Origin of the sequence: Halobacillus hunanensis (assembly GCF_900166655.1) — a bacterium.
Classification (GTDB): Bacteria; Bacillota; Bacilli; order Bacillales; family Halobacillaceae; genus Halobacillus_A; species Halobacillus_A hunanensis.
This window is the reverse complement of the sequence record NZ_FVZB01000006.1, coordinates 29,326-49,258: the sequence shown is the minus strand read 5'-3', so window position 1 is coordinate 49,258 and position 19,933 is coordinate 29,326. Positions and strand designations below refer to the sequence as shown.

Here is a 19,933-nt window from a genome sequence, read left to right as displayed (position 1 = left end):
ATTCTATAAGGATGTATGAAAGGGAGGGGATAAAGTGAATAAACCGTACGTGTATATCACGAGGAAACTGCCGGAAGATGTGGTGGCTCCTTTTAGGGAAAAGTTAAACATTGACATGTGGGACAGTGCTGAAGAATCTGTTGAGTATAATAAGCTGCTGGAAGAATCCAAGAAGGCGGATGGACTAGTGACGATGCTAAGTGACCCCATCGATGAGGCGCTGCTGAACCAAACAGAAACCTTGCAGGTTGTCGCTAATTTAGCGGTGGGTTTTGACAATATCGATATCGATGCCGCTAAAAAGAATGGCATCACGGTGACGAATACACCAGATGTGTTAACAGATACAACAGCTGATTTAACTTTTGCTCTGTTAATGGCAGCTGCAAGGAGACTCCTCGAAGCAGCGGATGTGATTAAACAGGGAAAGTGGGAGCATTGGTCACCACTGTTACTTGCAGGTACAGATATTCATCATAAGACAATAGGTATAGTTGGAATGGGACGAATAGGCGAAATTGTGGCGAAACGGGCTAATGGTTTCGATATGAATGTGCTCTATCATAATAGAACCCGAAAGCAAAAAGCTGAGGAGGAATTGGGACTTAACTATGTCAGTTTCGACCAGCTTATCAGCACGGCTGACTTTATCGTTTCCTTAGTTCCGTTGACAGATGAGACATACCATTTGTTTAATGCCGATGTTTTTAGAAGTATGAAATCTGAAGCCATTTTTATTAATGCATCCAGAGGAAAAGTGATGGATGAAATGGCTCTTTATGAGGCAGTAAAGTCTGGTGAAATTAAGGGAGCAGGACTTGATGTATTTGAAGAAGAACCGATTTCAGAGGATCATCCGCTTCTAACGCTTGAAGAAGTGATTTGTTTGCCGCATATTGGATCTGCGAGTCTCGAAACCAGATACAGAATGATGGAGTTGAGTCTTAAGAACACCCTCCACGTGTTAGAAGGGAAAAGTCCGCTGACAGCAGTTGACTAGAAAATAATGAAGACCGCCCATGCCTCCTGCATGGGCGGTCTTCATTAAAATGAGGTGTTCTATTTCGAAAGGGTATTACCCTCGTTAGTTGACACCATTCAACTTTTTTAAAATACCTGCTCAACTTCATGAATTCCAGGGATTTCCTGAGAAAGTGCACGCTCAATTCCTGCTTTTAAAGTAATGGTAGAGCTTGGGCAATTGCCGCATGCTCCCATTAAACGAAGACGGACAATGCCATCTTCAACGTCAACTAATTCTACATCTCCTCCATCACGCAGTAAAAATGGGCGAAGTTTATTTAGTACTTCTTGGACTTGTGTTTCCATGTTTGATCGTCCCCTTTCGATATGATCATTATAAAACGGATTGAACTAAAAATCTATGGATGGCTCTTCAAAATATGATTTAATTGAGAACTACTTTCATTTTATCTTTTTTATCATCTTTTGTAAAATGGTTGTATATGACTAACATCGAGATGGAGGGGCTTAGATGAGTAATCAAAAGATTTACTTAACAGTTTATGGTGCAGAAGAAAGGTGTGCCAGCTGTGTCAACGCACCAGGATCAAAAGAAACGTTTGAATGGCTGGAAGCAGCTATTACACGGAAGTATGGACAAGGGCATGTAGACTTTGACTATGTGGATATTCATTCAGAGCATCATAATGGGACAGACTATGAATATGTGCAGCAAATCTTAAATGACGAGCTTTTCTATCCATTGATCATCGTAAACGGAGAAGTGGCCGGTGAGGGGATCCCGCGCTTGAAATCAGTTTATGCCGTGCTTGAGCAACATGGTTTGCAAGAATTATCTTAAGGCTGTTATGAGTAAGTATGATGGTGTCTTTTTAATGAATAATGTGATAGGATTATATTCTAGTGGGGTTTCATCCAGGGTAAAGAGGTGAAGCGGATGAATCCAATTATTGAATTTTGTGTAAATAATTTAATCAGCGGGGCTGATGAAGCTATGGAAGAGCTTGAAAAAGACCCGGACCTTGATGTTATAGAATACGGTTGCCTTAGCCAGTGCGGCATTTGTTCTCAAGGATTGTATGCATTGGTAAATGGTGATCGCGTAATGGCGGACACACCTGAAGAGTTAGTGCAAAATATTTATCAGCACCTGGAAGAAAATCCCCTGTTTTAAAGGTGTCATGCTGACTGTGAAAATCCTTTTATGATCTTTTTTCATAAAGGGGTTTTTTGATAAAGTAGCGGATATTTGCTCAGGGTTGAGTTAATTTAGTATACTAATTATAAGGATATGAAAGGAGAGGCTCCAGATGATTCTTAATATCACGGAAGCAGCTAACCATCGAATCACAGAAATGATGAAGGAAGAAGAATCGAGCGATGTACACCTTCGTTTTGGAATAAAGGGTGGAGGCTGTAGTGGATTGTCTTATGCGATGGGCTTCGAAGAGGAAATTAATGAAGAGTTAGACAAGACTATGGTATTGGACGGCATCCCTGTCGTCATTCATAATCAAGATATTCCGATCATTGAAGGCACAACAATTGACTTCAAACAAAACATGATGGGCGGCGGTTTTACGATCGATAATCCGAACGCCATTGTTTCGTGCGGCTGTGGATCTTCTTTTAAAACAGCAACAAACGCAGGGACACCGGATCCTAATTGCTAAAAGCTGATGATCCTCCTTACGTTCTAACGAATGTAAAGGAGGATTTTTTATGCAACAAAGGCTAGGCTCAATAACTGAGCCTAGCCTTTAATAGTTAGGAAAACATGCTTGTAGAATGTTTCGGCTGTACCCGTGCATTTGGGTCTAAGTAAGCTTTAGCATTGTTCACCGCAGTTGGTCCTTCACCAAAACCAGAAGCGATCAGCTTCACTTTTCCTGGATAGGTGCAAATATCTCCCGCTGCATAAATTCCTTCAATATTTGTTTCCATTTTAGAATTTACAACAATACTATTTTTTTCGATTTCCAGTTCCCAGTTTTTAATGGGACCTAAAGATGAGATAAAACCATAATTCACGACTACTTCATCCACATCGATGGTTTCCACGCGGTCACCTTTAACTTCATGCAGCTCTACCTGGTTTATGCGATCTTCACCGATCATTTTTTCGGGGGTAAAGGGAGTCATCAATTTGACACTAGAGTTCATAAGCTGCTCGACACTGTGTTCGTGGGCTCGGAATTTATCACGACGATGGACTAATGAAACTTGTTTAGCTACAGGTTCAAGCATTAATGCCCAGTCAACGGCTGAATCTCCGCCGCCGCAAATCATAACATTTTTATCAGCGAAATGATTCATATCATTAACGTGATAGTGTAAGTTGGTCTGTTCGAATCGTTCTGTGTCGTCTATTTTAAGTCTTCTAGGCTGGAAAGCCCCATTGCCGGCAGTTACGATCAGTGTACGTGTATAATGTACTTCGGAATTTGTTGTCAGCTTGAAAGAGCCATCTTCAAGACGTTCTACCGTTTCAACTGCCTGATCCAGAGCAATCGCAGGATCAAATGCCAATGCTTGTTCTTCTAGATTATCAACAAGTTCCTGGGCCCGAACACGTGGGAACCCAGCCACATCAAATATATATTTTTCAGGGTATAGTGCAGTAAGCTGCCCGCCCAAATGAGGTAAACTCTCTATTATCTTAACGCTTGCTTGACGCATGCCGCCATAGAATGCAGTAAATAAACCGACGGGGCCTCCGCCAATGATTGTTATATCATATACTTTATCATCCATTAAGTTTGCCTCCTTCAGATAAAATTACACTTTTTCTATTCTATCATAAACTAAATTTTATTGGCAGTTCTATTGATTTGTATGGAATATTATAAAGTCATAATAGTTAGGAAATTTCGGAAAATTACTCAAGGGTTGAAAATAGAAAAGAAAAGGTCTAAGATAAAAATTAGAAAACATTTTACGATTTTATGACAAAATTAAATAAGAATCGACGGTCTTTTTTTTATGTTGGATTGTGTGAAACGAGTCACAAAGGAACAATATTTAATAAGCCAGTATGAGGTTAAAAATTTCGAGATGGAAGTGATATCATGAATAATCCTAATATCGTGATCATTGGAGCCGGGTACGGTGGAATTATGACAGCAGTTAAGCTGCAAAAAAGCTTAAACGTAAATGATGCGAACATTACGTTAGTGAACAAACATAGCTATCATTATCAAACGACTTGGCTTCATGAAAATGCAGCTGGAACATTGCACCATGACCGGACCAGGATCCAAATTAACGATCTTATTGACACAAGCAAAATTAATTTTGTTCAGGACACTGTAACGAAAGTAAGACCAGATGAAAAGAAAGTCACACTGGAAAACGGTGAACTTTCTTATGACTATTTAGTAGTTGGGCTTGGCTTTGAAGCTGCAACATTCGGAATTTCCGGTCTAAAGGAAAACGCCTTTACAATTAGCAGTATTAATAGTGCCCGACTTATTCGTCAGCATATTGAATACAACTTTGCTAAGTATAATAATGAAGCAGACAAAAAAGAAGAGCGGTTAAATCTGGTTGTCGGAGGCGCAGGATTTACAGGAATTGAGTTCGTTGGTGAACTCGCAAACCGGGTTCCTGAACTTTGTAAGGAATACGATATTCCACGTGAAAATGTGCGTATTATCAACGTTGAAGCAGCACCTACTGCACTTCCAGGTTTTGATCCTGAATTAGTGGAGTATGCAATGAATTCCCTTGAAGCACGCGGTGTAGAATTTAAAATTGGTGCGATGATCAAGGAAGTCACTGAAGATAAGCTGATATTTGAAAAAGATGAAAAGCGCGAAGAGATTGCTACCAACACGGTTGTATGGGCAGCTGGTGTTCAAGGTAACTCCTTAATTGTTGACGCTGGTTTTGAAACAAACCGTGGTCGTATTCCAGTACGTGACGATTTACGTGCTCCTAATTACGATGATGTTTTCATCGTTGGCGACTGTGCGTTAATTATGAATGAGGAAACTGAGCGTCCATATCCTCCAACAGCACAAATAGCTATTCAAATGGCTGAACATACAGCAGCGAGCCTTACGAAATTAGTGCAAGGGGATAACCACCTAGAGTCATTTACACCTAAAATTCAAGGTACGGTTGCCTCACTTGGTCATAGTGACGCAATTGGAGTTGTGTTCGACGATAAGAAGTTATTTGGCTGGTCTGCCTCAGCAATGAAGAAAGTGATTGATAATCGCTATCTTCTCAAACTGGGTGGAATCGGACTTCTCCTTAAAAAAGGAAAACTTAATCTCTTTAAATAAGTTTGATAAATACAAGCAAAGGCAGGCTAGCTGTCTTTGCTTTTTTAAGGCCGAGAATATATAATTTTTATGCATGATCGTTCTTGCGCTTTTAATTAGGGGGATTTATTTTGAATATTGTTCAGTTTGTTGTGTCAATGCTATTGTTTTTTGTGTTGTTCTTTGGGATTTCTTTTTTGATTAACATGATTTTACGATCTTCCTGGATTATGGCGATTGTATATCCTGCCATTGTTTTACTCATCGTAGATAATTTTGAGATGAGTCGATATTTTACTGAAACTTCCGCAGCCTTTGGAACTGTTTTCGATCAAATCGTTCATCTTCAAGCTGTTGATATTACTATTCTTCTTTGTGGTTTTGCTGGAACCATTGGAGCAGGTATAGTTATCAAATTACTTAGAAAACACGGATATCAAATGTTTTAATCCACACACCACGGCGTTTTTGATGAACGTCGTGGTGTTGTATATTTCAGGTAAATGTTGGACATGATGACATCGTGAGGTGATAATCATGAGAAAATATTTACGGACTCTTTTTTTCGTAGCATTATTTGCGACTGCTGTTTATTTTACCTGGGTGAACATTACTAATATTACACTTAAAGATGTCGATAACTGGTTATCTAGTAGTAATGACAAGGTCTCTGCATTGACTATTAATGCATTTGAGGGTAGAGAAACAGGACTTGAAACAAAATCTCTTAATGTAAAAAAAGCACAACAACGCTATGTTTCAACTTCTACTGTGGAAGCACCTGCTTCTCTTAAGGAAACGATAGATCTATCTCAGTATCCAAGTCATACAGTGGTTGCGACAGGCTATACAGCTGGGTATGAATCAACGGGGAAAACACCAAATCATCCTCAGTTCGGAATTACTTTTTCCGGCGTTACCGTAAAAAGAGACTTATATTCTACCATTGCTGCAGATTTATCCGTATATCCAATAGGGACGATTTTATTTATCCCTGATTACGGCTATGGAGTTGTAGCAGATAAAGGTTCTGCGATTAACGGAAACGAGATTGATTTATATTACCCGACAGTGGATGATGTATATGAGCATTGGGGTAAGAAAAAGGTCGATGTATATGTCATTAAACAAGGCGATGGCACTCTTACTGAAAGGGATTTAACTCAACTTAATAAAAATGAAGCCCTGCAAGTATTTAGAACACAGATTCTTGAAGAATAAAATAATACCGGATCCGATCTAATCGGATCCGGTATTATTACATTAATAGACTAATACATTCAGCACTAAGGTTAAACCAATTCCAGTGAGTGCCCCAAAAAAGACCTCAATCGGCCTGTGGCCTAGCAATTCCTTCAGCTCTTCTCGTTTTTGAAACTCTTCTTTATTTCCCCATTCTTTCGCTTCCCCAACGAAGCGATGAAAATCATTTAATAAAATATTTAACATAATAGCTTGTTCCCCTGTTTGCCTTCGAACTCCTGTAGAATCAAACATGACGATAATTGAAAACACACAAGCAACAGCAAAGATCGAGGAATCAAAACCTTGGTCGAGCCCGACACCTGTTGCTAAAGCCGTGACAGCAGCTGAGTGACTGCTTGGCATTCCGCCAGTGCTGAACGCAAGGCCTCCGTCAAATTTACGAGAGGCGATAAATTGAATGGGAACTTTAATGATTTGTGCAAAAATTATCGCGGCGAGTGCCGCCCAAAGAGGGAAATTTTGTAGTAAATTCATACGGCCGAAAGACATCCTTTCCTTCATTATGCCTGTAAAGGAATATAGGTTTCTAAAGATCTTAAGTGTATTGTATCATATGAATCTTCCCTGAGTCCTTCTAAAAGTTGTGGGAAGCAGTCTGATAGTTTTTTTAGTATACTGACAATGGAGGTGTTAACCATGTTCAACATTGAAAAAGATTTATTTGGCCAAAATCACACACTTGTTGTCGGTTTATTTAAGGGAGATATTGATCATCAAATAACCTATCAAACATTAAATGATCACTCCTCCGGCCAAATTGCTTTGTACACTAAGGAAGGTGATCTCTCCTCAGAGTATAAAGAAGTTTCCAAATATCTGCCTTCTGATCAACTTCCTCTAAAGCGGATTTATTTTTTGGGATTAGGTGACAGTAAACAACTTACAAGAAAACAGCTTAAGAGTGCGTTTGGGAAGTTATTTAAAGAGCTGCAATCTGACAACGTCAACGAAGTTTCCATAGCTCTTGATAGTTTCCAATCAGACAACCTTAGTAGCAATGATTGCGCTCAACTTATTGCTGAATCAATGGGCACAGCGACTTATCAACTCGTTCATTTTAAACATGAGCAATCTAAAATACCATCAATGATTGACTCACTCACTTTAATTTCAAATGATCAGGAAGAAGACCTTCTCCGTTCGTTAAAAAAAGGATATTCCTTCAGTCACGGTGTGAACACAGCCAGGCATTTAGTGCATCTCCCTGCTAACATGCTGACATCCACCAATATGGCAAATCATGCTGTGAGTATGGCTGACAGTTATGATTTTGAAGTGGAAATCCTGGAAAAGAATCAAATGGAAGAGCTGGGCATGGGGGCCTTGCTCGCTGTCAATCAGGGTTCCGTAGAGCCTCCGAAGATGATTATATTGAAATATCAGGGGCTGGAGGAATGGACAGATGTTACTGCCCTAGTCGGTAAAGGGATTACATATGACACTGGAGGTTACTCAATCAAGACGAAGACAGGCATGCCTGGCATGAAAGGGGATATGGGTGGAGCAGCAGCTGTACTTGGGGCAATGGATATTATTGGCCGTTTAAAGCCCGAGCAAAATGTATTAGCTGTTATCCCTTCCTCTGACAACATGATTTCCGGTACAGCGTTTAAACCTGATGACGTTATTACATCTTTGAGTGGACGTACAATTGAAGTGCTAAATACTGATGCAGAAGGTAGATTGGCCCTTGCCGATGGAGTAACCTATGCCAAACAACTGGGTGCTGAACGTATTATCAACGTAGCTACCTTAACAGGTGGGGTTGTTACAGCATTAGGTTCATGGATGACAGGTGCTATGACGAATAACAAAGACTTTTACGAAGCAGTGCAGAAAAGCAGTGAAGCTGTAGATGAGCCAATTTGGCAGCTTCCTTATAACGATGATTATCGGGAACAAGTTAGAAAAAGCTCGATTGCTGACTTAAATAATTCTCCTACACGCAAAGCCCATCCCATTATGGGAGGAGCTTTTGTCGGGGAGTTTGCAGAAGAAACCCCGTGGGTGCACTTAGATATTGCTGGAACGTCAATCGCGGAAGCATCTCACGATTTAGGCCCTAAAGGTCCAACAGGTGTGATGGCTCGAACTTTATCTCATTACATTCTAACAAGATCTTGAGAGCTTTTCTGATTCTTTAAGAAGCAATCTAAGGATCATAATTCAGGTTGTTTTTTTACTGAGTGCAAAAATGATCGATTAATTATAGGCATTGGCACTGAGCAAAATCAGGCAAGTGTATAGAATAGAGGATAAGGTTAAGGGGTAGCTTTAATACACAGAATGGAGATCAATTTTGTATCAAATAAAAAAGCCCGCACAGTAGCGAGGCCACTGAAGAACTGCGCGATTTCAAATGATGTGTAAAAATATAGGCGGGTTGAACGAAGAATTCATTCAACCCGCCTATTTCTTTTAATTTTAAGAGGGTCTTTTTCCTCTTATTCCTCCATGAGCTTCATAATTCGCTTTAGATTAACGGTGAATATTGCCATCGCCCCTTGTATACGCATGCCTCGGAGACCCGAAGATGAGGCAATCTCATATCCGTGTCTATGCTTCAATTCACTATTCTTCGCTTCGATCTTATATCGTTCTTTTGCCCTTTCCTTAAAGTGTTCGCTGTTTTGAAACGCTAGTTGGTTCTGGTGTTCCTCCGATTTTATGGAAACGGAATAGGACTTGGTTTTAGCTCCTGGCTTATAACACCCTTCTTGAAGGGGACACCTCTTACACTTTTCCACATCAAAGTAGTACGAGTCCACTTGATTGGTGGCGTCACCCTTTTTTCCTTGACGGGCTTTTCGAACAGCCATATGACCGGCGGGGCATACATACATCCCGGCATCCTTATTGAACTCAAATTCATCTTCTTTCTTTCGGTAACCATGGGATACTGAAGGGTTTAACTTGGAAACGAGGCTCATGTCGTTTTCTCTGGCATAAGCGATATTTCCTTTTTCTGAATACCCAGCGTCTCCAATGATTTCTTCAACTTCCATTCCAGCTTCCTGGCTCTTTCCCACTAACGTCTGAAGGTGTTTTCCATCTGTCTTTTCGCCTGTCGTCACGGTTGCCGCGGTGATGATGCGATCCTGAGACAGCGCGAGGTGAGTCTTATATCCAAAGAAGGAAGAGTCTGCGGATTTGTGACCAAGACGGGCATCCGGGTCTTCTGACTCCCTAAGTTCCAGTTGGTCGTCTTCGATGGTTTCCTTCAATAAATTTAATGGTTCTTTGATCTTGGGAAGCGAAACGAGGGCAGGTTCTTTTTCGATCACTTCGACCAAACGTTGGGAATAGTCCAATTCAGCATCCAGGGTGTCTTCCGTGGGCTTACCAGGGAACTTATGCTTCATATCTTCATCTTCAGTGTAAATTAATTTACGTACGGACTTTGAACGGTTGCGCAGCACTTCTTCTGGAGACGTCTGATTATAGCGGGACCTGGTGTGCGTTGCGTCCAGGATGACAGACTTGGATTGAATAACATCTTTTTCAATCGCAATCTCGACGCTCTTCTGAATTAAGAGATCCATCAGATCATCGTCATCCAAGCGCTTACGTCGAAAGTAAGCTAGTAAACTTGGGTCGATGACCTCCTCTTCGGGGGCCATCTCTAAGAAGTATTTGAAGGACATGTCCACTTGAGTACGTTCCACTAAGTCGACGTCCGAAATCTTATAAATGGTCTTTAATAATAGGTATTTAAACATACGAATAGGGTGAATAGCATGTCGACCGTTCGTGTGACAGTATTTACTTTCAAGCTCCTCGTACACGAAAGAAAAATCAACAAGGTCATTAATTTTTCGAAGCAGGTGGTCTTTCGGAACCACCATATCGTATAGCCCCTCAAATTGACTGAAGTTCATTGATAATTGTCGGTCTAACATCCAATCCCTCACTTTTATGTAGTCTTTTCATTATACAAGAAAACACAGTGCCTTTCTTCGATAAATCGAAGAAAGGCACCGTGTTTAGTTTTATCGTGGACTTTTTCAGTGGCCTCACAGTAGCGGGCTTTTAAATTCAAGTGGTATGAGTTAGTCTTCAATGGCTGCGTCTAATGCTACCTCAATCATGTCATTAAAAGTGGTCTGACGTTCCTCTGAAGACGTTTCTTCGCCAGTTAAAATGTGATCACTAACGGTAAGTACAGAAAGCGCCTGGCGGTTGTATTTGGCTGCAAGTGTGTATAATGCGGTTGTTTCCATTTCCACTGCTAATACATTGTATTTAGCTAATAAGTTGAAAAGGTCCATGGCATTATCACGGTAAAAACTGTCGCTTGTGAAAACATTCCCGACACGTAGTTTTAGGCCTTTATCAATACCGGCATCATAAGCGTTTTTCAGTAGACCGAAGTCAGCTGTCGGCGCGAAATCTATGTGGTTAAATACCATTCGATTCATTTGTGAGTCAGTAGTTGATGTTGAGGCTAAAATAACATCACGTACTTTAACATCTTTTTGCAGGGCTCCACACGTACCCACACGGATGAGCTTCTGAACATCGTAGCTTTCCATCAATTCATTAATATAGATTGAAATGGATGGAACACCCATCCCAGTTCCTTGAACAGAAATACGTTCACCTTTATATGTTCCTGTGTAGCCATACATGCCGCGGACTTCATTGTAGCATGTGGCATCATCCAGGAAATTCTCAGCAATATATTTTGCTCTTAAGGGATCTCCAGGTAATAGAATTTTATCGGCAATTTCTCCAGGTTTGGCACCAATATGTACACTCATTGGTATAACCTCCTCTTAGACATTTAACACTATTTAAAATTACCATAGACGAAACTAGAAAACAAATTCGGGTGTAGATTGGCAGCTCAACTCCTGATAGTATAACAATGTAACCGATTAAAGCTAATTTGGTTTTTATTACTAATGAAGCCGTCATAATGTGTGATACTAATGAGACTAAGTCAAAGAAGAAAAAGGAGTGGTTCGAAAATGAATATATCTGTTTCGCAGTTACCAGGCATTGGTCAAAAAATTACCTTAAAGACAGCTGAGGACAGTATGCTTGTATTGATCGTACATCATACAGGCAAGCGGGAGCTGTATTTTTTTGAAGAGGCTGACAGTGAAGAAGCAGACTTTGCTATGGATTTGACATCGGATGAAACGAGGGAGCTTGGCGCCCAGCTGCTTGGTGCAACATACCAGCCTGTCGATGCCAATAAATTAAAGATGTTCAAGAATCAGATTGTGATCGATTGGATTGAATTAAAAGAGGCTTCTCCTATTACTGAACAAACAATTGAGGAATCTGAAATCAGAAATCGGACAGGAGTTACAATTATTGGTATCATTAAAGGAGACGAAACCATTGCTATCCCAGAGGCAGATACAAAACTGTTACCAGGGGATGTCATTATGACGATTGGTAAGCAGGAGCAGATTGACAGCTTCTCTGAATTGTGCAGTGGAAAGGGCTGATGATTAGTGCATAGTGAATTTCCTGCCCTGTTGGGTGCAGGGCTAATTCTAATTGCTATTTTTTATTTAGGTTTTTTAAGTCTTAAAATTAAGGTCCCTGGAGTTATTCTTTACATTCTATTGGGGATCGTCTTAGCTGGAGAACTAGGCGGAAACGAACTTCTACACTTTGCAAGTGAAATAGGAATTGTTCTGTTATTTTTCTTATTAGGTTTAGAGTTCAACGTGAAACGACTTGGTGGGATTGCTAAAAAGATCTGGCCATCAGGTTTGTTGGACTTGCTCTTAAGCTTAGGGATTACTACAGGTATTGCCCTTTTATTTAATCTTGATCTGTTTTCTAGTTTTTTAATAGGCGGGATTGCCTATGCCACGAGTTCATCGATTACAGCTAAGCTGTTGGATGACCGGGGCAGGATGGCTAACATAGAAACAGAATATATATTAGGTATACTTATTTTTGAAGACCTCGCTGCGCCGATTGTGGTAGCTATTTTATTTGGTGTCAGTTCTGGTGAGACTTTCACAACAGTTTCTTTTCTAGCTATTACCGGAAAAATTATCGGATTAACGTTAGCTGCGATCATCCTTGGTAAAACAGTATTTAAAAAAGTTGAGACGCTGCTTGATCGTATAGCAGACGAAGATTTTAAGATTGCGTTGCTGACAGGGATAGCTTTATCTTACGGTGGTTTAGCTTTATACCTTGGTTTATCAGAGGTACTGGGAGCATTTTTAGCAGGTATGATGTTGGCTGAGATTGGAAAAATAGAAAAAGTAGAACAAACCGTTTTTCCAATTCGAGATCTTATGCTTCCAACTTTCTTTGTTTACTTTGGGACAACCATTGACTTAGGCAATGGTGTACCGATGGCAGGTCTGCTCGTCACTGTTCTAGTATGGTCCGTGATTGCAAAACTGCTAGTCGGCATACTTGGCGGACCACTTTATGGATTGCCAAAACGAGCTTCCTTACGAGCAGGTTTGTCGATTTGTTCAAGAGGTGAATTTTCTGTGGTTATTGCCGGTGTCGCTACTGGGGTGTTTAAAGCCTTTAGTGGGTTGTATATTCTCATCGCGGCTTTCATAGGAATGGTTTTGTTTGAGCAGGCACCGAAAATCGTTACAAAAGTTTATGGAAAGCCTCAAAAAAAGAAGAAAAATTTAAAAGTGCCTGGAACCTGAAAAAATCAGGCTGTCGAGAAAGTCTCGGCAGCCTGATTTTTTCTGATTTCTTTCATTTTTCCCCGCGCTCATTTGTTATTCTATTGATAAGATTCTGTTTCGACGGTGTTTTTTAGCTAAAGTATTGATTTTCAAGGTCTTTTAACTGATCTAAGGCATGTTGGTTAAAATTTGTTTCTCTTCGTGTCAATTTTTGTTTCAACTTTTCAACTGATTGTTTCAATGACACGTCGTAATCAGGAACTTGTTTACTTTCATAAAGGTGGACTGCCTGTTTGTGGATATTTGCCTTTTCTTGAAAACTTAGTGCCTTTCGTTGATGAAAAAACACATCGTCTGTTTTACCAGGATTATGAAGGTCGCCTTGCATCGGATGCTTGTCTACGGCGAGTATTTTGACTAAATAATTTTGCTTGCGATCTTCTATTACTTCACCTATGTAGATCCCTGATTTATAATGGGCCTTAACAATTGTTCCGTTCTGAAAGTCTGACACGTAAACCCCTCCTTGTTGACTATTGTACCAGAGTTTAAAAATGTGAAAAAATAGAGAAGCATTACTTATGGAGAAGTGAATTTGTTATAATGGTGATGTATTAGGAAAGGTGTGTTGCCCTATGATGGAATTTCTCTATTTCCCCGAAGATAAATCTGAATATATTCCAGCTCTTCTGACCTTATTAGTATTTATCATAGCTGCTGCAATTACGATGTACTTTATCATTAAAGTTTCTCGTAAGGAGGAGGAGCGGACAGATTACTCTCCCGTCCAGGAGGAACAAGATAACTATCAACATGATCAATGAACGGCAACACTTGGGTACTATCTCAGGTGTTGTTTTTTTATGTATCGCTTCACTCTCATTGCTTCTGCCGATTATAAATACACCGTTTCTTGGAAAAGCTAAAGGTATGATTATAATAGGAAAGGGCGTACAATATGAGAGTTGTTTGGATCGTCGCATTTGTTAGTTTATTAATGATGACTGGCTGTGGGGAAAAACGTTCTCCTTTAGAATCGGCACTTTATAATCAGGAAGGGGACCGTGTAGGGACTGTCACCTTAACAGAACAGCCAGATGGAGTAGAGGTGAAAGTACAAGCAGAAGGTCTTGAGCCTGGTCCTCATGGCATCCATATTCATGAGTTTCCTAAATGTGAAGGGCCAGATTTTAAAAGTGCGGGAAATCATTTTAACCCCACCAAAAAGAAGCATGGCTTGTTAAACCAGAAAGGCGCTCATGCAGGCGATCTTCCTAATCTTGATGCAGAATCAAGCGGATCAGCTAAAGCAAAACTGATGCTTTCCGGAGCTACACTGAAAGACGGTCAAACTTCTTTATTAAGAAGTGAAGGGACGTCATTAGTTATTCATAGCGAACCTGATGACGGCATGTCACAGCCTGCAGGTGAATCAGGAGATCGGGTAGCTTGTGCAGAGATCACGTTAAATAGTGATAAGGATAAAACAAGTGACCCTACTGATTTAAATGAGAAACAAAAAGAATAGCAACATCCCCTCCCGTAAGGATCGGTGAGGGGATGTTTTTTTATATATGATTAACTGCTTGTATGATTCGTGAGACTCCCTCTTCGATGAGCTTTTTAGGGGCAGCGATATTCATTCGCATAAAGCCTGCTCCTTCTTCACCAAACGAAGCTCCTTCATTTAGGCCTACCTTTGCTTTCTTTTTCATAAAGGAAATCAGTTCTGGCTGGGATAGGTTAAGTTTACGACAATCGATCCATAATAAATAGGTGCCTTCAGCGGGAATAACCTGTAATGTCTCAGTTTCTTCATGAAGGCGTTTTGTGACATAGTTTCGGTTTATCTCAAGTGTTTCGATCAATTGCTCAAGCCATTCTTCTCCGTGAAGGTAGGCAGCTTCCATAGCAGTAATGCCCAGTGTGTTAAGCATGAACATTCCTTGTTTATTGAAGTAATCTGTTACTAGTCCTCTAACTTCTTCGTTTTCTATAATTAAGTAGGAGGCCTGTAATCCTGCCAGATTAAATGTTTTTGTTGGAGAGAGACAGGTTATCGTATTGTTACTAGCTTCTTTAGATAGACCAGCTAACGGAATATGTGTGTGCCCTGGATAGATTAAGTCAGCGTGTATCTCATCCGAAATTACCTTAACACCATGTTTTAGACAAATATCATTAATTTGTTTGAGTTCTTTACGATTCCAGACTCTTCCGACGGGATTGTGTGGATTGCAAAGAATAAATAACTTAACCTGATAGTCCCGGATTTTAGATTCAAAGTCCGTGAAATCAATGGAATAAATTCCATCGTTAAGGACTAAGGGATTCTCAACAAGTGTACGGTTATGATCGTTGACTACACTTGAAAAAGGTGGATAGACAGGCGTCTGAATCATAATAGCATCATTTTTTCCAGTTAATGATTGCACAGCCATATGCAAACTTGGGATAACTCCAGGGCTGTATGTAATCCAGTCCTTCTTCACATTCCAATCATGACGTCGGTCAAGCCAGTTGATTATGGCAGTCTTAAGTGGCTCGTCAGCCAGTGTATATCCGAAAATTCCGTGTTCAACTCTTTGGGTTAGAGCCTGGACAACTGCTTCAGGAGCCTTGAAATCCATGTCGGCTACCCACATCGGGAGCACATCTGGGTCCTGATAAAGTTCTTCAGCTAAATCCCATTTAACAGATCTTGTGCCTTTTCTTTCTGTTATTTCAGAGAAACGGTTCATTGTATCACTGCTCCTTCAAGTGGATCTTATACTTATACTAACGAATAATTGCAAAAGATAGAAATAGAAAGCTTACAACCATAAAATAAAAAAAAGCAAAGCGAATGATCGCTTTGCTTCACAGGGGGAATACGAGAAAGTCTTACGGTATTATTAATATCCTTATAGATCGTGTTTTAAACCTGTTTCTTAATATTTCTTGTGAAAAATAATAGATTAAGAGGTTAAGGATCATCAGAAGCTTTTGCTAATTATGAAATGTTATGATAAAATCAGTAATTGCGTTAAAAGAAACGAATAATCTATATCAGGAGTTGTATAGCATGTCAGATAAGTTTCAAGAAGGTCAAGTTTTAGAGGGTAAAGTTACAGGGATACAGCCATACGGTGCTTTCGTTGCACTTGACGAGCAAGTACAGGGTCTTGTGCATATTTCTGAAGTAACTCATGGCTATGTGAAGGATATTAACGAACATCTTTCTGAAGGTGATGAAGTCCAAGTTAAGATTCTAAACATTGATGAGAAAAATAATAAATACTCTCTCTCTATTCGTGCCACACAAGAAGCACCTAAAAAGGAACGTCGTCCTCGTAAGCAAGCGACTCCTCAGCAAGAAGATGCTTCAGCAGGATTTAACACACTTAAGGATAAGTTAGAAGACTGGATTAAACAGTCCGATGACCGTGAGAAATTCCGCAAATAATTCTTAGAAAAGCTTTAACTGTACGATTACTGCTTTTCAAACTGAAAACCCGGCTTCCGCAGCCGGGTTTTTTGCATTCTTCTGTATAATTCCTTACTCAGTTGAATCTGCTGTTCTTGCTTCATGATGTTCTGCAGCACGAGAGAAATAAAGGGAAATGGTAATAAGTCCGCTAATTCCTACAAGCGTATAGATAATTCGCGCAAACGCTCCACTTTGTTCTCCGCCTCCAAATAAACCAGCGACAAGATCGTATTGGAACAAACCAATTAGACCCCAGTTTATAGCTCCAATAACTGTCAGTAGTAAAGCGATTCGTTGGATTGTATTCATATTTTCACTCCTTCTGTTAGTAAAATGAACATTTATAGTTTTAGGAATAAAAAACAATTTATACATATTGCGTTTCTTTTGAGAAATTCTCATGGATCAGGGATAATGGGACACTGAGAAATAAAGAGAGGGGAAGAAGTAATGGACGCATTTACATTTCATAATCCGACGAAGCTTATTTTTGGTAAAAACCAAGTTGAACAATTAACTGAACAGCTTCCTACAAATATAGAAAATATATTAATTGTTTACGGTGGAGGCAGTATTAAGAAAAACGGAGTTTACGATCGTGTCATGAAAGAATTAAATAAAACAACTGTTCATGTTCATGAATTGGCAGGTGTCGAACCTAATCCTAAGCTGAGTACGGTTCGAAAAGGCGTTGAGCTTTGTAAAAGAGAGGGTATCGATTTTCTGCTTGCCGTCGGCGGTGGCAGTGTCATTGACTGTACAAAAACCATTGCCGCGGGTGCAAAATACGAAGGTGATGCCTGGGATTTAGTTACTCGTAAAAATACACCAGATGGGGTCCTTCCTTTTGGTACTGTGCTTACTTTGGCGGCAACAGGGTCTGAAATGAATGGAGGAGCAGTGATTACGAATTGGGAGACAAACGAAAAATATGGCTGGGGTTATGCCCCTTATACATATCCAACGTTCTCTATTCTGGATCCGCAGAACACCATCACAGTGCCGCGTGAACAGACGATTTATGGCATCGTCGATATGATGTCACATTTACTAGAGCAGTATTTTCACAACCCAACCCAGTCACCTGTACAGGATGAAATGGTCGAAGGTGTCTTACGGACAGTTATAGATACGGCGCCTAAACTTCTGGATGACCTTGAGTCATATGAACATCGTGAGACAATTTTATATGCTGGGACTATTGCTTTAAATGGGATGCTGCAGATGGGATACCGAGGAGATTGGGCGAGTCATAATATTGAACACGCTGTCTCGGCTGTGTATGACATTCCTCATGCTGGAGGACTTGCAATTCTTTTTCCTAATTGGATGAAGCATAATCTTGATGTCGATGAAGGGCGATTCGTACGATTGGCTACAAACGTGTTCTCAGTCGATTCTGAAGGCAAATCAAATCGTCAAATAGCTGAGGAAGGGATTGACTCTTTACAGGAGTTCTGGACGTCTATAGGGGCTCCTAAAGCACTGGCAGATTACGAAATAGATGATCAGAAGTTTGATTTGATCGTTAATCGTGCTATGAAACGAGGAGCTTTCGGTAACTTTAGCAAGCTTGAAGCCAATGATGTAGAAGCTATATTGGAAATGTCAAAGTAACCTTGTGAACATAAGCAAAGCAACGGTATCAGAAACGAAGAGATACTTAGCGTAGTCAAAAATTTGCAGACTCATGTGGGAACAGCACGAGTCGAAGATCCTCCAGGAAAGCAAAGTATTTTGTCGGAGCGATGTCAGTAACCATTTCTTAGCACACAATAACCCGAACTGTTACATTACGTTCGGGTTATTTGTGTGTTTGAATTCAGTTTTGTCCCAGTTTCTTCTTTTTTGTATTGGATGCGTTTACATGTAAAGGCCTACTTGATTTGCTCAGAACGTTTCGGTAAAGTGAAATTGGCTTAGTTTTTTAATGATGATCTTGGAGGGATGGAAATGACACACGTGCGTTTTGATTATGAAAAAGCTTTACCATTTTTTAATAAACACGAACTTGAATATATGGAAGGAACTGTATCATTAGCACATAAAGCATTACATGAAAAAACGGGTGCAGGACATGACTTTTTAGGTTGGCTTGATTTACCAGTAGATTATGATAAAGAGGAATTTTCACGGATTAAGCAAGCTGCAGAAAAGATCAAGAAAGATTCAGATGTTCTCCTTGTTATAGGAATAGGCGGCTCATACTTAGGTGCTCGTGCTGCGATAGAAATGCTTAATCACAGTTTCTACAATGAACTGTCAGCTGATCAGCGCTCTGCCCCGCAAGTATTCTTTGTGGGAAACAGTATTAGTGCTCCTTATATTAATGAATTATTTGATGTGCTGAAGGATAAAGATGTTTCCATCAATGTGATTTCAAAAAGCGGCACGACGACTGAACCGGCGATTGCATTTCGCATCTTCCGTAAGTTTTTGGAGGAAAAGTACGGTCGTGAACAAGCCCAAAAACGAATTTACGCCACTACAGATAAGGAAAAAGGTGCATTGAAAACATTAGCAGAGGAACAGGGGTATGAATCCTTTGTAGTTCCAGATAATGTTGGCGGGCGTTATTCAGTGCTTACAGCTGTAGGGTTGCTTCCAATTGCAGCCAGCGGCATCGATATTGATGATATGATGCAGGGAGCACAGGCAAGTCGAGAAGAATTAAGTACAGATCGTTTGTCTGAGAACCCAGCCTATCAATATGCTGCGGTCAGAAATGTGCTGTACAACAAAGGAAAAACAATTGAGATGATGGTCAATTATGAGCCTTCTTTACAGTATTTCTCAGAATGGTGGAAACAGTTGTTTGGCGAAAGTGAAGGTAAGGACCAGAAGGGGATTTTTCCAAGTTCCGCAAACTTCTCAACAGATCTTCATTCACTAGGGCAATATGTTCAAGATGGCCGTCGTGATTTATTTGAAACGATTTTGCATGTGGAAGAGCCGACCTCAGATTATACGATAGAAGAAGATGAGCAAAATTTAGATGGGCTGAATTATCTGGCTGGAAAGACTGTTGATGAAGTGAATGAGAAGGCTTATCAGGGCACAATGCTTGCTCATACAGATGGTCAAGTGCCGAATTTGATTGTGCATATACCGAAGCGAGATGCATTTACATTTGGCTATCTCGCCTATTTCTTTGAAAAAGCGTGTGCGATCAGCGGATATATTCTTGGTGTAAATCCGTTTGATCAGCCAGGAGTTGAAGCATATAAGAAAAATATGTTCGCGCTCCTTGGAAAGCCTGGATTCGAACAACAAAAACAAGACCTGGAAAAACGCTTATAATAAACCATTAATTACCACCT

Annotated in this window: 23 protein-coding genes; 15 read left to right on the top strand and 8 right to left on the bottom strand. The window is 40.2% G+C overall.

Annotation, left to right across the window (positions count from 1 at the left end):
- Positions 1–34 precede the first annotated feature (34 nt).
- Positions 35–1,000, top strand: a complete 966-nt coding sequence (locus B5354_RS05960; protein WP_079526914.1) for a 2-hydroxyacid dehydrogenase — start codon at positions 35–37, stop codon at positions 998–1,000.
- 107 nt (positions 1,001–1,107) lie between these two features.
- Here B5354_RS05960 and B5354_RS05955 read toward each other — a convergent pair whose 3' ends face one another.
- Positions 1,108–1,329 carry a NifU family protein gene (locus B5354_RS05955; RefSeq protein ID WP_079526912.1) on the bottom strand — a complete coding sequence of 74 codons (222 nt, stop codon included), beginning with the start codon at positions 1,327–1,329 and terminating at the stop codon, positions 1,108–1,110.
- 166 nt (positions 1,330–1,495) lie between these two features.
- On the opposite strand from B5354_RS05955, the gene B5354_RS05950 reads away from it, so the two are divergent.
- The 3 genes from B5354_RS05950 (at position 1,496) to B5354_RS05940 (ending at position 2,657) form a co-directional block, all read left to right on the top strand.
- A complete protein-coding gene (locus B5354_RS05950) occupies positions 1,496–1,825 on the top strand; it encodes a YuzD family protein (RefSeq protein WP_079526910.1) in 330 nt (109 codons plus the stop codon).
- A 96-nt stretch (positions 1,826–1,921) separates the two neighbouring features.
- Positions 1,922–2,158, top strand: a complete 237-nt coding sequence (locus B5354_RS05945; protein WP_079526908.1) for a YuzB family protein — start codon at positions 1,922–1,924, stop codon at positions 2,156–2,158.
- 136 nt (positions 2,159–2,294) lie between these two features.
- Positions 2,295–2,657: a HesB/IscA family protein gene (locus B5354_RS05940; protein ID WP_079526906.1), complete on the top strand. Its 363-nt coding sequence runs from the start codon at positions 2,295–2,297 to the stop codon at positions 2,655–2,657.
- Between the two features lie 94 nt (positions 2,658–2,751).
- On the opposite strand, the gene B5354_RS05935 is transcribed toward B5354_RS05940, so the two are convergent.
- Entirely contained in the window at positions 2,752–3,738 is a 987-nt protein-coding gene (locus B5354_RS05935; RefSeq protein WP_139377077.1) for an NAD(P)/FAD-dependent oxidoreductase, read from the bottom strand.
- A gap of 314 nt (positions 3,739–4,052) precedes the next feature.
- On the opposite strand from B5354_RS05935, the gene B5354_RS05930 reads away from it, so the two are divergent.
- The 3 genes from B5354_RS05930 (at position 4,053) to B5354_RS20865 (ending at position 6,473) form a co-directional block, all read left to right on the top strand.
- A complete protein-coding gene (locus B5354_RS05930) occupies positions 4,053–5,273 on the top strand; it encodes an NAD(P)/FAD-dependent oxidoreductase (protein WP_079526902.1) in 1,221 nt (406 codons plus the stop codon).
- A gap of 110 nt (positions 5,274–5,383) precedes the next feature.
- Positions 5,384–5,701 (top strand): YuiB family protein, encoded by a 318-nt coding sequence (locus B5354_RS05925; RefSeq protein WP_176142419.1) that lies wholly within the window; start codon positions 5,384–5,386, stop codon positions 5,699–5,701.
- Between the two features lie 88 nt (positions 5,702–5,789).
- Positions 5,790–6,473: a 3D domain-containing protein gene (locus B5354_RS20865; protein ID WP_079526900.1), complete on the top strand. Its 684-nt coding sequence runs from the start codon at positions 5,790–5,792 to the stop codon at positions 6,471–6,473.
- A gap of 42 nt (positions 6,474–6,515) precedes the next feature.
- Here B5354_RS20865 and B5354_RS05915 read toward each other — a convergent pair whose 3' ends face one another.
- Positions 6,516–6,992, bottom strand: a complete 477-nt coding sequence (locus tag B5354_RS05915) for a divergent PAP2 family protein (RefSeq protein WP_079526898.1) — start codon at positions 6,990–6,992, stop codon at positions 6,516–6,518.
- 162 nt (positions 6,993–7,154) lie between these two features.
- Here B5354_RS05915 and B5354_RS05910 point away from each other — a divergent pair, with 162 nt between their 5' ends.
- The gene (locus B5354_RS05910; protein WP_079526896.1) at positions 7,155–8,642 is read left to right on the top strand and encodes a leucyl aminopeptidase; all 1,488 of its coding nucleotides are present in this window, start codon (positions 7,155–7,157) and stop codon (positions 8,640–8,642) included.
- Positions 8,643–8,962: 320 nt separating this feature from the next.
- On the opposite strand, the gene B5354_RS05905 is transcribed toward B5354_RS05910, so the two are convergent.
- Entirely contained in the window at positions 8,963–10,417 is a 1,455-nt protein-coding gene (locus tag B5354_RS05905; RefSeq protein ID WP_079526894.1) for an IS1182 family transposase, read from the bottom strand.
- 150 nt (positions 10,418–10,567) lie between these two features.
- Positions 10,568–11,278, bottom strand: coding sequence for a purine-nucleoside phosphorylase (deoD, locus tag B5354_RS05900; protein ID WP_079526892.1), 711 nt, complete (start codon positions 11,276–11,278; stop codon positions 10,568–10,570).
- Positions 11,279–11,488: 210 nt separating this feature from the next.
- Between deoD and B5354_RS05895 the strand changes: the two genes are divergently transcribed.
- Both B5354_RS05895 and B5354_RS05890 read left to right on the top strand, forming a co-directional pair.
- On the top strand, positions 11,489–11,977 hold the full coding sequence (locus B5354_RS05895) for a cation:proton antiporter regulatory subunit (protein WP_079526891.1): 489 nt from the start codon (positions 11,489–11,491) through the stop codon (positions 11,975–11,977).
- A 6-nt stretch (positions 11,978–11,983) separates the two neighbouring features.
- A complete protein-coding gene (locus tag B5354_RS05890) occupies positions 11,984–13,162 on the top strand; it encodes a cation:proton antiporter (protein ID WP_079526889.1) in 1,179 nt (392 codons plus the stop codon).
- 112 nt (positions 13,163–13,274) lie between these two features.
- Here B5354_RS05890 and kapB read toward each other — a convergent pair whose 3' ends face one another.
- Positions 13,275–13,658 (bottom strand): kinase-associated lipoprotein KapB, encoded by a 384-nt coding sequence (kapB, locus tag B5354_RS05885; protein ID WP_079526888.1) that lies wholly within the window; start codon positions 13,656–13,658, stop codon positions 13,275–13,277.
- Positions 13,659–13,779: 121 nt separating this feature from the next.
- Between kapB and B5354_RS05880 the strand changes: the two genes are divergently transcribed.
- Together B5354_RS05880 and B5354_RS05875 are read left to right on the top strand one after the other, a co-directional pair.
- A complete protein-coding gene (locus B5354_RS05880) occupies positions 13,780–13,968 on the top strand; it encodes a hypothetical protein (RefSeq protein ID WP_079526886.1) in 189 nt (62 codons plus the stop codon).
- Between the two features lie 134 nt (positions 13,969–14,102).
- Positions 14,103–14,672, top strand: coding sequence for a superoxide dismutase family protein (locus B5354_RS05875; RefSeq protein ID WP_079526884.1), 570 nt, complete (start codon positions 14,103–14,105; stop codon positions 14,670–14,672).
- Positions 14,673–14,712: 40 nt separating this feature from the next.
- On the opposite strand, the gene B5354_RS05870 is transcribed toward B5354_RS05875, so the two are convergent.
- Complete coding sequence (locus tag B5354_RS05870) at positions 14,713–15,885, bottom strand: MalY/PatB family protein (RefSeq protein ID WP_079526882.1); 1,173 nt, start codon at positions 15,883–15,885, stop codon at positions 14,713–14,715.
- A 323-nt stretch (positions 15,886–16,208) separates the two neighbouring features.
- Here B5354_RS05870 and yugI point away from each other — a divergent pair, with 323 nt between their 5' ends.
- Positions 16,209–16,589: a S1 domain-containing post-transcriptional regulator GSP13 gene (gene yugI / locus B5354_RS05865; protein ID WP_079526880.1), complete on the top strand. Its 381-nt coding sequence runs from the start codon at positions 16,209–16,211 to the stop codon at positions 16,587–16,589.
- Positions 16,590–16,682: 93 nt separating this feature from the next.
- Here the strand turns inward: yugI and B5354_RS05860 are convergent, their stop codons facing one another.
- Entirely contained in the window at positions 16,683–16,922 is a 240-nt protein-coding gene (locus tag B5354_RS05860) for a DUF378 domain-containing protein (RefSeq protein ID WP_079526878.1), read from the bottom strand.
- A gap of 141 nt (positions 16,923–17,063) precedes the next feature.
- On the opposite strand from B5354_RS05860, the gene B5354_RS05855 reads away from it, so the two are divergent.
- The gene (locus B5354_RS05855) at positions 17,064–18,230 is read left to right on the top strand and encodes an iron-containing alcohol dehydrogenase (protein ID WP_079526876.1); all 1,167 of its coding nucleotides are present in this window, start codon (positions 17,064–17,066) and stop codon (positions 18,228–18,230) included.
- A 336-nt stretch (positions 18,231–18,566) separates the two neighbouring features.
- Positions 18,567–19,913 carry a glucose-6-phosphate isomerase gene (locus B5354_RS05850; RefSeq protein ID WP_079526874.1) on the top strand — a complete coding sequence of 449 codons (1,347 nt, stop codon included), beginning with the start codon at positions 18,567–18,569 and terminating at the stop codon, positions 19,911–19,913.
- Positions 19,914–19,933 lie beyond the last annotated feature (20 nt).